General features: G+C 68.1%; 11 protein-coding genes. 5 read left to right on the forward strand and 6 right to left on the reverse strand.

The window, feature by feature from the left end:
* Positions 1 to 33 precede the first annotated feature (33 nt).
* The 4 genes from DVW87_RS02785 (at position 34) to DVW87_RS02800 (ending at position 4814) form a co-directional block, all read left to right on the forward strand.
* On the forward strand, positions 34 to 1995 hold the full coding sequence (locus DVW87_RS02785; RefSeq protein ID WP_114686228.1) for an ATP-binding protein: 1962 nt from the start codon (positions 34 to 36) through the stop codon (positions 1993 to 1995).
* A gap of 123 nt (positions 1996 to 2118) precedes the next feature.
* The gene (locus DVW87_RS02790) at positions 2119 to 3321 is read left to right on the forward strand and encodes an LptF/LptG family permease (protein ID WP_181814694.1); all 1203 of its coding nucleotides are present in this window, start codon (positions 2119 to 2121) and stop codon (positions 3319 to 3321) included.
* The gene (gene lptG / locus DVW87_RS02795; RefSeq protein ID WP_114686229.1) at positions 3318 to 4415 is read left to right on the forward strand and encodes an LPS export ABC transporter permease LptG; all 1098 of its coding nucleotides are present in this window, start codon (positions 3318 to 3320) and stop codon (positions 4413 to 4415) included. The genes DVW87_RS02790 and lptG overlap by 4 nt, the downstream gene beginning before the upstream one ends.
* Before the next feature lie 102 nt (positions 4416 to 4517).
* Entirely contained in the window at positions 4518 to 4814 is a 297-nt protein-coding gene (locus DVW87_RS02800; RefSeq protein WP_114686230.1) for a hypothetical protein, read from the forward strand.
* Positions 4815 to 5763: 949 nt separating this feature from the next.
* Here DVW87_RS02800 and DVW87_RS02805 read toward each other — a convergent pair.
* Complete coding sequence (locus DVW87_RS02805) at positions 5764 to 6855, reverse strand: fatty acid desaturase family protein (RefSeq protein ID WP_114686231.1); 1092 nt, start codon at positions 6853 to 6855, stop codon at positions 5764 to 5766.
* A gap of 143 nt (positions 6856 to 6998) precedes the next feature.
* Here DVW87_RS02805 and DVW87_RS02810 point away from each other — a divergent pair, with 143 nt between their 5' ends.
* Positions 6999 to 8150 (forward strand): N-acetyltransferase, encoded by a 1152-nt coding sequence (locus DVW87_RS02810; RefSeq protein WP_114686232.1) that lies wholly within the window; start codon positions 6999 to 7001, stop codon positions 8148 to 8150.
* A 58-nt stretch (positions 8151 to 8208) separates the two neighbouring features.
* Here DVW87_RS02810 and DVW87_RS02815 read toward each other — a convergent pair whose 3' ends face one another.
* From DVW87_RS02815 to DVW87_RS02835, 5 genes are all read right to left on the reverse strand, one after another.
* On the reverse strand, positions 8209 to 8448 hold the full coding sequence (locus DVW87_RS02815; RefSeq protein ID WP_114686233.1) for a hypothetical protein: 240 nt from the start codon (positions 8446 to 8448) through the stop codon (positions 8209 to 8211).
* Between the two features lie 166 nt (positions 8449 to 8614).
* Positions 8615 to 9415: a transporter gene (locus DVW87_RS02820; protein ID WP_114686234.1), complete on the reverse strand. Its 801-nt coding sequence runs from the start codon at positions 9413 to 9415 to the stop codon at positions 8615 to 8617.
* Positions 9412 to 10188, reverse strand: a complete 777-nt coding sequence (gene xth, locus DVW87_RS02825) for an exodeoxyribonuclease III (protein ID WP_114686235.1) — start codon at positions 10186 to 10188, stop codon at positions 9412 to 9414. Before xth ends, DVW87_RS02820 begins: the two co-directional genes overlap by 4 nt.
* Before the next feature lie 609 nt (positions 10189 to 10797).
* On the reverse strand, positions 10798 to 11139 hold the full coding sequence (erpA, locus tag DVW87_RS02830) for an iron-sulfur cluster insertion protein ErpA (RefSeq protein ID WP_114686236.1): 342 nt from the start codon (positions 11137 to 11139) through the stop codon (positions 10798 to 10800).
* Positions 11140 to 11196: 57 nt separating this feature from the next.
* Positions 11197 to 11943 carry a M23 family metallopeptidase gene (locus tag DVW87_RS02835; protein ID WP_114686237.1) on the reverse strand — a complete coding sequence of 249 codons (747 nt, stop codon included), beginning with the start codon at positions 11941 to 11943 and terminating at the stop codon, positions 11197 to 11199.
* Between the last annotated feature and the right edge of the window lie 155 nt (positions 11944 to 12098).

Genomic DNA, 12098 nt, shown 5'->3' on the forward strand with positions numbered 1-12098 from the left:
TCCACGAATCGGCCTCTGCGTTAAGACGGCGCCATGAGCGGGAATGAGGGCGCACCCGATGCCTTGGGCGCGGCCCCGGGGGGGCCGGACGCCCGCTGGCGCACCACCGCGCTGGTGGCACTGGCGGTGCTGGCGGCGGCGGTGCTGGTCGCGCTGGTCGTCACCCTCGCCTCCGCCAGCCGGCAGCGCGACCGGGCGCTGACCGCGCAGACCCACAGCTTCGGCGTGATGATCCTCGCCCGCTCGCTGTCGGGCACCATCGCCCGGTCCGAGGCGTCGCTGGGCCGCTACGTGGTGAGCGGGGACAAGGCGCTGGGCCGGCGCTATTCCGACCAGTGGACGCTGGCCGACACCCAGCTGACGCAGCTTGCCCGCGTGACCGGCGACAACCCGGAACAACAGGCGCTGCTGGCGGACCTGCGGCGCGCTTATGAACAGCGCGGCGCCGAGCTGGCCACGGTGGCGCTGAGCACCAGCTACCGCAAGAACCAGCAGGCCTATGCCCGCTTCTACAAGGCGGGCCGCTCGCCGTCGCTGGACGCCATCGACAAGGGGCTGCAGCGGATCATCGACAGCGAGCGCGAGCTGCTTTCCGCTCGCAGCACGGTGGCCGCGCGCACGGTGGCGCGCGCCAACGCGCTGGCCAAGGTGCTGGCCGTCTTCGGCTCGCTGCTGGTGGTCGGCGCGGTGGCGCTCGGCTGGCTGACCACCAGGGCGATCGGCGAGCGTGCGCATGCCGAACACGAGGCGGCGCTGGAGCGGGAGCGTGCCGCCGAGCTGGAGGCGGCGGTGGCCCGGGCAACGGCCGAGCTGCGCGAACAGGAGGCCAAGCTCCGCCAGGTGCAGAAGATGGACGCGGTCGGCCAGCTGACCGGCGGCATCGCGCACGATTTCAACAACATGCTGGCGGTGGTGCTGGGCGGGCTGGAACTGTCGCGGCGGCAGCTGCACAGCGACCCGGCGGGCGCCGCGCGCCACCTCGACAGCGCCACCGAAGGCGCGAACCGCGCCGCCGCGCTGACCCGCCGCCTGCTCGCCTTTTCCCGCGAGGAGCCGCTGAAGCTGGAGCCGATCGCGCCGGGCGCGCTGATCTCCGGCATGCGCGACCTGCTCGACCGGACGCTGGGCGACACGATCACCGTCTCCACCCCCGACAGCAGCGACGGGTGGCAATTGTGCGCGGACCGGCACCAGCTGGAAAACGCCATCCTCAACCTGGCGGTGAATGCGCGCGACGCGATGGACGGGCGCGGCGCGCTGGAGGTGGCGACCGGCCGGCGGGCGCTGGCGGCGGGCGAGATCGGCAGTTGCGCGGCGGGCGACTATGTCACCGTGGCCGTGACCGACACCGGATGCGGCATGGCGCCGGATGTGCTGGAGCGCGTGTTCGAGCCGTTCTTCACCACCAAGCCGGCGGGCAAGGGCACCGGCCTGGGGCTGAGCCAGGCCTTTGCCTTTGTTCGCCAGGCGCAAGGCGAACTGGCGATCCGCTCCGCGCCGGGCGCGGGGACCACCGTCACCCTCTACCTGCCCCGCTTCGTGGCGGCGCCCAGGGTGGAGGCGGTGCCCGCGGTGCCGGTGGCGGCGGCGCCCCCGCTGTCCGCGCTGGACGTGCTGGTGGTGGAGGACGACCCGCGCGTGCTGGCCGCGACGCTGGGCGCGCTGGAGGAGCTCGGCCACCGCGCGCATGGCTGCGACGATCCGCTGAAGGCGCCCGCCCTGCTGGCCGACCTGCCGCAGGTGGAGCTGATCGTGTCCGACGTGCTGATGCCGGGGCAGACCGGCCCGGAGATGGTGGCGGGCCTGCGCGACACGCACGGCCATGTCGCCGTGCTGTTCGTCACCGGCTTTGCCGGCGAGGCGGGCGGCGAGGCCGAGTTCGGCGGCCACCATGTCCTGCGGAAGCCCTATACGCTGGCCGGGCTGGAACGCGCGATCGGCCAGGCGCTGGCCGCCGACCGCCCCGCCCCGCCGCACAGCATCGCGGCCGAGTGAGCGGACGAACGGCCTTCCGCACCCCACAGGATTTCGGCATGATGGGTGGCGCTGCGCTTTTCCGCCGCCTATAGCCGTGCCCCACCGTTCCCGCGCCTCCAGCGAAGGTTTGCGTCCCGCCGCATGAAGTCGATCGATCGCTACATGGCCCGGCTGATCGCGGTGCCGTTGTTCGTCACGCTGCTGATCGCGGCGATGCTGCTGATCCTGGACCGGATCCGCATCCTGCTCGACTTCGTGGCGAGCGAGGGCGGGCCGGTGAGCGTCGTGTGGAAGATGCTGGCCAACCTCCTGCCGGAATATCTCGGCCTGGGCATTCCGATCGGGCTGCTGCTCGGCATCCTGCTGGCGTTCCGGCGGCTGGCGACCTCGTCCGAGCTGGACGTGATGCGCGGCGTGGGGATGAGCTACACCCGCCTGCTGCGCGTTCCCTATATGTACGCGGTGCTGCTGGCGGCGGTGAACCTCGCGATCGTCGGCTATATCCAGCCCAAGGCGCGTTATTATTACGAGCAGCTGCGCTTCGAGCTGCGGACCGGCGCGCTGGGCGCCTCGATCAAGGTGGGCGAGTTCACCCATTTCGGCGACCGCATGACGTTGCGCATCGAGCGGAGCCGCGAGGAGGGACGCAAGCTGTCGGGCATCTTCACCTATTATGACGACAAGCAGGGCGGCTGGTATGCCGTCACGGCGCAGGGCGGCCAGTTCCTGGCGACCGACGATCCCGACACCATCATCTTCCGCCTGACCAACGGGCGGCTGGTCCATTCGGCCAAAGGCTTCGTGACGCCGCGCGTGCTGAGCTTCAGCCAGCACGACCTGCCGATCCCCCTGCCCAAATACGAGAATTTCCGCCGCCGCGGCGGGCGCAACCTGGAGCTGACATTGCCCGAACTGGCCAGGCTCGGCCATGACGGGACCAGCGAGGAGCTGCGCGACACCAGCCGCGCGGCCTTCCATTTCCGCCTGGTGGAGGTGGCGACGATGTTCCTCCTGCCGATGCTGGCGGTGGCGCTGGGCGTGCCGGCCAAGCGATCGAGCTCGGCCGTGGGCGTGATGCTGGGCATCGTGATGCTGGTCGCCTTCCACAAGGTCAACGAATATGGCGAAAGCATCGCCGGGCTGGGCAAGATCAACCCGGTCGTGATGCTGTGGACCCCGTTCACGCTGTTCGCGGCGCTGGTGCTGTGGATGTACTACCAGATCGCCTATGTCCCCGGCGGGCAGCCGATCGGCGCGCTGGAACGCGGCTTCGGCAAGCTGGGCAAGGTGCTCGGCCGGTTCCTGCCGAGCGCCCGGCGCCGGCGCGTGGAGAACGGCGCATGACCGCGCTGAACCTGTTCCCGTCGCGCACCGTCGCCATCTACATGGCGCGGATGTTCCTGGTGCGGACCTTTGCCATCCTGGCGGGGCTGGTGCTGGTGCTGCAGGCGCTGGACCTCTTGAGCCAGTCGGGCAACATCCTGGCCTATCCGGGCAATGGCGATGCGCAGGTCTGGCGCTATGTTTCGCTGCGCACGCCGGAGATCATCTCCACCTTCCTGCCCTTTTCCGTGCTGCTGGGCACGATCCTCACCTTTGTGACGATGAACCAGAACAGCGAGGTGATCGCGCTGAAGGCATCCGGCCTGTCGGCGCACCAGGTGCTGACGCCGCTGCTGCTGGCGAGCGTGGGCGTGGCGATCGTCTCCTTTGCCTTCAACGACCGGGTGGTGAGCCGCGCCTCGGCGACGCTGAACCAGTGGCAGAAAGTGAATTACGGCCCCCTGCCGGTGGATCGCGGCGACCGGGCCAACGTATGGGTGCGCGACGGCGACGACCTGATCCAGGTCGGCCAGAGCCGCGGCCGCGGCGCCGCGACGCGCCTGTCGGACGTGGTGGTCTATGATCGCAACGGCGGCGCGCTGCGCGCGATCCTGCGCGCGCCGGCCGGCGTGAAGGTGGCGAACGGCTGGCGGATCGGGCCGGTCAGCCGCTTCGACGTGGTCGCCGGGCGGCTGGAGACGGTGCCCGGCATGGTGATCGCGAAGGACGTGCGGCCCGACCAGTTCACGCTGTCGAGCGTCGATCCCGATGGCCTGAGCTTCGGCGCGCTGCGCACGACCATCGCCGACCTGCGCGACGCCGGGCGGCCGACCAAGGCGCTGGAGGGCTCGCTGTGGCACAAATTGTCCAGCCCGCTGTCGGCGGTGCTGATGCCGCTGCTGGGCGCGGTGGCGGCGTTCGGGCTGGCGCGATCGGGGCAGCTGTTCCTGCGCGCGGCGATCGGCATGGCGCTGGGCTTCGCCTATTTCGTTGCCGACAATTTCGCGCTGGCGATGGGCAATATCGGCGCCTACCCGCCGTTCCTCGCCGCCTGGGCGCCGTTCCTGCTGTTCCTGCTGATCGGCGAGGCGGTGCTGGTACGGACGGAGGAATAGGCCGGCGAAGGCGCAGCCCTCGACTGACGACGCGGCTTTGCGTCCGGGTTGGGTGGAAAGCAGACCTTGTCCTTTGTCAGCGTCAGAGGCATCCTTCGCAGCATGGCTCCCGCAGATATCGACGCTCTCCTCGAAGCTGTGCACGATGAAAAGAGCTTTGGCTCGTTCCTTCACGCCTTGGCGGCGGACTTTGAAGCTGATCGCGAGATGTTTGAAGCCGACCCGGAGCGCTACAAGTATTCGTCAGGGCCGCTCGGCTGGGAAGTTGGGACGGTTTCTGATTTTCTCTATGGCGCTGCGGCCGAAGCAAGTCGGCGGCCACCCTTAAGGCCGCAGGTTGCCGCCAATCCTTGGAAGCGTTGCGCCGAGATGCTGTATACCGCGAAGATCACGGAGTAGTATCTCCTTCTGTCCGTCATTGACGCGTCAGGCTGGCGGAAGATTGGAGGTCCGTAAATGGGCGAGAGGGGACATTCGCTAGATCGGATGCCCCGATGCTTGCAAGCGCATTGCTTGCGAAGATCCCCCTCCACCAGCCTGTGGCTGGTCCCCTCCCCGTGCCGGGGAGGATAAACAGGAATAGCGGGCGCGCGCGTACGCGGCCCGTGGGAACGAGGGGAAAGGGATCGACCGGCGCGTCCTAGCCACGGTTTTGCACCCGGGGCTCGACGACTTTTGAGACACTCGCTACACTACGAAGCGTCGAGACTTCTTGTATCTGCCGGGTATCGGCGACGCCCCCGGTACTCTGCCGCACCGGCTCTGGCATGGAAATTGAGTTGAACCGCTGTCACCGGTTCCGCTCGCCCTCCGGACGTCTTCAAACCTTCCCCGACCCTGATGAACGGACATCCGACTTGTGTTCCCGGATGGCTCCGCGCCGGTCGATCGCCGGGCATGGTGCTTGTGACGGCACCACCACCGGCTGCTTTCGTCCAAACCCGCCGCAGGCCCTTACCGCGGTTCTGAACTGCTGCGGCGTATAGCCATATGGGTTCGTGTTGTCAAGCTTCTTGTTCCCCGGCGGAGGCCGGGGTCCAGTTGGGGGCGGGTGGTTGGGGGTTCTCGCGCTATCACTCCGGCCTTCCCAGCTGGGCCCCGGCCTTCGCCGGGGAACAGGGAGGGTGGGTTCACGCGGAGGCGCGGAGGAGGTTTCGTGTCGGGAGAGCGGGTGGGCGCCTCATCGCTTTTCTGACGCGCTTTGCGCGTCGACTCCCCTCTCCCTCTCTGCGCCTCTGCGCCTCCGCGTGAACAAACCTTCTTCGCGTCTTCGCGTCTTCGCGTCTTCGCGTGAGCAAACCTTGCTCCGCCTCCGCGTGAACTACTCCCGCGCTCGAAGGCCCGCCGATCAGCGCCCGCGCGCGAGCGTGCTGCGGGTGATGCGGAGCATCAGGCCGCTGGCGCTCTTGTAGCTCGCCTTGTGGAATGGCGAGCTGGGGTCCAGCGCGGCCGACAGGCGGCGGTGCGCTTCGCCGAGCGAATGGTAGGGCAGCGACGGCAGCAGATGGTGCAGTGCGTGATAGCGCAGGCCCACCGGCGCCCAGAGCATCGGCAGATAGCCCGGCGGCGGCACGTTCACCGAGTCGAGATACTGCGCGGTGACGCTCATCTGCTCGCCCTCGTTCTTCCACAGGTGCGCGACCAGCGTGCGCACCTGGTTCATCACCGCCACCACGGAGAAGATCGCCATGCCGATCAGAAACGCCCGCAGCGACACCGTGCCGGTGGCGACCAGCGCCAGCAGCGCGATCGCCCACACGCTGGCGGCGGCCTCCACCCGCACCCAGCGGCGCGCGTCCTCGCCCTCCGGCAGGCGGCGGCGGAAATGCGGGTTGATCGCCAGCGCCGAATAGCGCTCCACCACCACCCGGCGGAAGCCCGGCACCACCAGCGACAGCGGCGACAGGATGCCGAAGCGGATCAGCAGCCCCGCCGGCGCCAGCGCGGACACGAGAATGAACAGCGGCAGCGTCCACGGCTTCATCAGCGCGAGCGGCAGGTACTCGGGATCCTCCGACGTGCCGTAGCGCGTCTTGACGTGGTGCAGGTTGTGCACGCCCTCGTACATGAAGCTGGGCGTCAGCATCGGCACGCCGACCAGCGCGTTCCAGCCGGCGCGGAAGTGCGGCAGCGCGCCGTTCTTCAGGTGGCTGATCTCGTGAATGAAGCTGATGGCGCGGTAGAGCGCCAGTGCGGAAACGATGCCGGCGACGATCGCGACCGCCGTCGAGGCGGTGGTCGCCGCGAGCACCAACGCGGCATAGCCGATGGCCGCCGAGCCGATCATGTCCGCCCAGTAGAGGGCGGGACGAGGCCGGATCAGGTCGCGGGTAAGCTCGGCCGCCGCGCGCAGCATGGCCTTGTCGTCGGCGAGGCGCGACGGAACCACGCGCGGCGTGGCCGCGGCGTGCTGGCGATCAAGGGCGAAGGTCGTGTCCATGGCTCGGTCCATTGCCCGGATATAGTGGCGAGAGGATGGCGATGACAGGTGTGACTGCGGCGGCAACATGACGGAAACGTCACTCGCCATGATCGACCCGCTCGGTTAGGAAACGCGCCACCGTTCGATCAGGGAACCCGTACATGGCCGTCACGACACTCCGCCCCGTCCTGACCAAGGCGGATCGCAAGGCGTTCGTCGACCTGCCGTTCCGCCTGTACAAGGACGATCCGCACTGGGTGCCGCCGCTGAAAGGCGAGGCGCTGGGCCTCATCACGCCGGAGAAGAACGGCTGGTACAGCCATGCAAAGGTTCAGCTTTTCCTGGCGGAACAGGACGGGCGCGCGGTTGGCCGCATTTCCGCGCATATCGACACGCTGGCGCTGCAGATGCCGGCCGAACAGGGTTTCGGACCCGGTGTCGGCCAATGGGGGCTGATGGAGGCAGAAGACGAGGAGATCTTCCGCCTGCTGCTGGAGCGCGCCGAGGCCTGGCTGCGCGAGCAGGGCATGACGCGCGCGCTGGGGCCGATCTCGCAGTCGATCTGGGAGGAGCCGGGCTTGCTGGTGCAGGGCTTCGACCATGCGCCCACGGTGATGATGGGCCATGCCAAGCCCGAATATCAGGGCTGGATCGAGCGCGCGGGCTATGCGGCGGTCAAGACGCTCTACACCTACGACCTAGACATCACGCAGGAGTTTCCGCCGCTGGTGAAGCGGATCATCCGCTCCGGCGAGAACAATCCGCGCATCCGCATCCGCGAGGTGGACAAGAGCAGGTTCGAGGAGGAGGCGGCGATCATCCTGGCCATCCTGAACGATGCCTGGGAAGCGAATTGGGGTTTCGTGCCCCTCACCCCGCCCGAGATCAGGGACGTGGGCGTGAAGCTGAAGCCGATCGTCTTCAACGACCTTATCCGCATCGCCGAGCTGGACGGCAAGCCGGTGGCGTTCATGATCACCCTGCCCGACCTGAACGAGGCGATCGCGCCGTTGAAGGGCAGTTTGCTGCCGTTCGGCTGGGCCAAGCTGCTGCTGTGGCTGCGCCGGCCGAAGGTGCGCACGATGCGGGTGCCGCTGATGGGGGTGGTGAAGGAGCTGCAATCCTCGCGCATGGCGAGCCAGCTGGCCTTCATGATGATCGAATATATCCGCCGCGCCTCCGTGCAGGTCTATGGCGCGTCGCGCGGCGAGATCGGCTGGATCCTGGAGGACAATCAGGGGATGCGATCGATCGCCACCACGATCGAGAGCCGGATCAACAAGACCTACGTGGTGTACGGCCGGACGCTCTGACCGCCTGCTCCCGTCTCCCCGCCGCTGCGGCAAGACGGGAGAGCCGGGCGGCCAAGCCTTACTTGCCCATGTAGCGCAGCGGGTCGATGTTGCGGCGCAGCCAGTTGGCGCGGGTGGCGCAGACGTTGCGGCGGACCTGCGCGCCGTTCTGCACCTCGGCGAAGCAGTAGCGCTGCGTCTTGGCGGCGGGAGCGGACGGCGTGGCGGCGACCGTCGGGGCGGCGCTGTCCGAGGCGAAGGCGGGAGCGCCGGCGGCAAGCGCGACGGCGGTGGCGAACGAGGCGATGAGCGTCTTCATGGCGTTTCCTCTGCATGTCGGCCGGACCGTCCGGTCGTGCCTTATGCAGTGCATCAGCCGTGCCAAACACTGGCGCCTAGCAATCACAGATACTTAGACGAATGACATTTCCGCGATGGTGGCAAACCCCACCTGCGCTTCGCAAATCACGCCAACTTGCAGCAGTTCAGAAAACGAAGGATGCGCCCGTCAGCAGGCGCACGTCCGGCGTGTCGCGGTTGAGGCCGACGCCGGCGAGCGCATTGAGCTGCATCCCTTGGCGTGGCTGCCAGCCGAACGATCCGGCCGCCACTGCCTGGGTGACATGCTCGGTGGGATCGTTGTCCTGCACCACCTGCACCTCGGCGGCGACGTTGAAGGCATCGGACAGGTCGTAGGACAGCGTGACCGTTTCCAGCGCGGCGAAGTGGCGGCCGTGCCCGGATTCGTTGGCCTGCGCATCGGCCTCGCTGGTGAGGCCGAGGTTGAGCTTGTCGTTGAGGTCGTAGGTGACGGGCAGCACCACGCCGGCGGACCAGGTCCCGTCGCCCACCGGCGTGCGGCCGACCGGCAGCGTGACGGAGGGCTCCAGCGCGAAGGACAGGCCCTTGCCGTCCGGATTGCGCAGGTTCTGCCGCCAGCCGACCTGCACGTCGCCGACCCGGCCGGCGCGCTCGATCTCGCCGGTCAGCCGGTCGCGGGTGCGGACGTGGCCATAGGGCGTCCAGTCGACCTGCAACTCGCCGGTGGGCGTGACGCCCAGGCGGACCTGGAAGTCGCCGGCAATCACCGTATCCTCGCGCTGGTCCGGCGTGCGGTCGAGCTGCCAGTCGAGCGCGGTGACTTCCAGCTGGACATGTCCGGGCTCGGTCACGCAGCCGGACTCGCCCAGGCTGGGGCGGTTGGGGCAGAAGCGCGGGCCTTCCTCCTGCGCGAGGGCCGGCGTGGCGACCAGGAAGGCGGCAAGCGCGGCGAGGCGGTGGATCATCGCAGGCGCACCCAGGTGGGGGCGTGGTCGCTCGCCTTTTCGCGTCCGCGATAGTCCTTGTCCACGCCCGCCTCCACCAATCGATCCGCCGCCTGCGGGCTGAGCAGCAGGTGATCGATGCGGAAGCCCGCATCGCGCTGCCATGCGCCCGCCTGATAGTCCCAGAACGTCCAAACGCCGCCGGTGGGGTATCGGGTCCGCAACGCATCCGTCCAGCCTTGCGCGAGGAGGCGGCGATAGCCGGCGCGGCTTTCCGGCTGCATCAGTGCATCGGGTGCCATGTTGGCGACGGAATAAGTGTCGTCGTCATTGGGGATGACGTTGTAGTCGCCGGCGAGCACGACCGGCACTTCCTCGGCGAGGAGCGCGGCGGCGCGGGCGCGCAGGCGATCGATCCAGCGCAGTTTGTAGTCGAACTTGGGGCCGGGCTGCGGATTGCCGTTGGGCAGGTAGATCGAGGCGACGACCAGGCCATCGACGTCGCATTCCAGGTAGCGGCTGTGATCGTCCTCCGGCTCGCCCTCCAGCCCACGCTGGCGCTCGACGGGATCGCTGCCGCGGGCGAGCACGGCGACGCCGTTGAACCCCTTCTGTCCATGCCAGACCGCGCCATAGCCGGCATCGCGGATGTCGGCTTCCGGGAAGGTATCGTCGCTGGACTTCAACTCTTGCAGGCACACGATATCCGGCTGCTGCTCGGCGAGATATTCCAGCAAGCGCGGCAGGCGCGCCTTGATGCCGTTGACGTTGTAGGTGACGATCTTGAGGGCCATGGCGCCTGCTTAGCGGGATCGGGGTGGCGGGGCCATGGCGGGTGTGGGGCGCAAGGGCGAAGGTGCAAGCTCATGGATGGAGGCGTCTGCTTCCGCCCAATAGCGGACCTAGGCGTTCGATGTTGGGAGGGGCAATGCGATCGGGAAATCTCTTGCCGCTGGTAGCGAGCCTGCCTTGGCTGCTGTTGTCGACCATGGCTGTTCAAAACGTATCACGAAACGTTCGCTGTGCTGCGGGCTGCATGAGCGCCGGCGAGCAGTTTTGGGCGATCAGTGTCCGGTTGTCTATCTTGTGCGCGCTTATCGGAGTGGCTGTGCATCTTGGACGCAGGATGCGGCTCTCTGGTCCGCTTCTCGTAGCTGTAAGCGGTCTCTCCCTTATAGTTTGGCCGTATCACTTCGTTTGGCTCACCGGCGGCATCTGAGTCGTAATTAGAGAATGTCCGCTTTGCACCCAGGAAATCCCGTCATCCCGGCGCATGCCGGGATCCATGGAAGCGGTATCGTTCGGGTGACATTGACCCCAGCCTGCGCCGGGGTGACGAGATGGGGTGGGGAGTAGCTCGCCTCGTCAGATTGCTCAGAACGATAACGAAGATGCCGGCCCGCTCAGACCGAGAAGCTGGAGCCGCAGCCGCAGCCGGAGGCGGCGTTGGGGTTTTCGACGCGGAAAGCCGCGCCGCCGAGCGACTCGACGTAATCCACTGCGCAGCCGCGGACGAGATCGAGGCTGACCGCGTCGACCACCAGCCGCACGCCGTCGGTCTCGGCGATCGTGTCGTCGCCTTCGGGCGCATCGGCGAAACCGAAACGATACTGGAACCCGGAACAGCCCCCGCCATCCACCGCCAGGCGCAGGATAGCGGGCTTGCCCTGCTTCGCCGCGATGGTCGCGACGCGGGCAGCGGCGGCGGGGGTCAGCGAGACGGGTGCGGGTGCGAGGGTGGCCATGGAGCGAAGATAGGCCGGGGGGAGGGTCGGAACAACCGCCCTCCCCTCCTCTCCCGATCAGTTGGTCGAATCGTCCGCCGGCGCGGCGCCGGGCGCGGCGACCGGGATCACGTGCAAGGAGCGATCCTGCAGCGCGTCGAGATAGTTGGCGGACTGGAGGAACGGCACCGGGTTCACGGCGTGGCCGTCGATGCGGACCTCGTAATGGAGGTGCGGGCCGGTGGAACGGCCGGTGGAGCCGATCAGGCCGATCAGCTGGCCGCGGGTGACGCGGGTGTTGTCGGCGACCAGGATCTTGGACAGGTGGCCATAGCGGGTGGCGATGCCCTTGCCATGGTTCACTTCCACCATGTTGCCATAGCCGCCGAGGCGGCCGGCGTTGGTGATGACGCCATCAGCGGTAGCATAGACCGGGGTGCCGGTGGCGCCGCGAATGTCGATGCCGGCGTGCATCCGCGCACTGCCCTGGAACGGATCGGAGCGGATGCCGAAATTGCTGGAGAAGCTCAGCTGGTCGACCGGCTTGATCGACGGGATCGCGATGGCCGCGGCGAGCGGCGCGCCGCCGTCCTGCTTCTTCCAGCCGTCGAACGCCGCGCGCATCTGCAACTCGCTGGCCAGTTCCGCCCCGGTGGCGGCGGCAACGGTGCCGGCCGTGCCGGCGGTGGTGGAGGCGGCCGGGGCAGCGGCGGCGGCAGCGGTGCTGCCCGTGGCCGAGCCGAGCACGGCCGTGGTGTTCTCATTGGCCAATGCCGGGCTGCCAAGCACCAGAGCGGCAAGCGCAAACGTGGAAAGTCGAGCCATTGATCCCCAAGCGACCTTTGGCGAACCGCCGGCGAGCCGGCAGCCGCGTTTCAACTCCGATCGCGACCCCCGCCGCTCTCGATGGACATTTTCCTGCCAGTTTAAAGCTTAACGAGGCAAGCAGGATTGAACGGAGCCACGTTCAGCTGCCGGAA

It is taken from the genome of Sphingomonas aracearum (assembly GCF_003345355.1).
Classification (GTDB): Bacteria; Pseudomonadota; Alphaproteobacteria; order Sphingomonadales; family Sphingomonadaceae; genus Sphingomonas; species Sphingomonas aracearum.

Excerpts from the sequence above, each read along its gene's own strand:
- DVW87_RS02785 (WP_114686228.1), top strand. The coding sequence starts at position 34 with ATGAGCGGGAATGAGGGCGCACCCGATGCCTTGGGCGCGGCCCCGGGG.
- DVW87_RS02790 (WP_181814694.1), top strand. The coding sequence starts at position 2,119 with ATGAAGTCGATCGATCGCTACATGGCCCGGCTGATCGCGGTGCCGTTG.
- lptG (WP_114686229.1), top strand. The coding sequence starts at position 3,318 with ATGACCGCGCTGAACCTGTTCCCGTCGCGCACCGTCGCCATCTACATG.
- DVW87_RS02800 (WP_114686230.1), top strand. The coding sequence starts at position 4,518 with ATGGCTCCCGCAGATATCGACGCTCTCCTCGAAGCTGTGCACGATGAA.
- DVW87_RS02805 (WP_114686231.1), bottom strand. The coding sequence starts at position 6,855 with ATGGACACGACCTTCGCCCTTGATCGCCAGCACGCCGCGGCCACGCCG.
- DVW87_RS02810 (WP_114686232.1), top strand. The coding sequence starts at position 6,999 with ATGGCCGTCACGACACTCCGCCCCGTCCTGACCAAGGCGGATCGCAAG.
- DVW87_RS02815 (WP_114686233.1), bottom strand. The coding sequence starts at position 8,448 with ATGAAGACGCTCATCGCCTCGTTCGCCACCGCCGTCGCGCTTGCCGCC.
- DVW87_RS02820 (WP_114686234.1), bottom strand. The coding sequence starts at position 9,415 with ATGATCCACCGCCTCGCCGCGCTTGCCGCCTTCCTGGTCGCCACGCCG.
- xth (WP_114686235.1), bottom strand. The coding sequence starts at position 10,188 with ATGGCCCTCAAGATCGTCACCTACAACGTCAACGGCATCAAGGCGCGC.
- erpA (WP_114686236.1), bottom strand. The coding sequence starts at position 11,139 with ATGGCCACCCTCGCACCCGCACCCGTCTCGCTGACCCCCGCCGCCGCT.
- DVW87_RS02835 (WP_114686237.1), bottom strand. The coding sequence starts at position 11,943 with ATGGCTCGACTTTCCACGTTTGCGCTTGCCGCTCTGGTGCTTGGCAGC.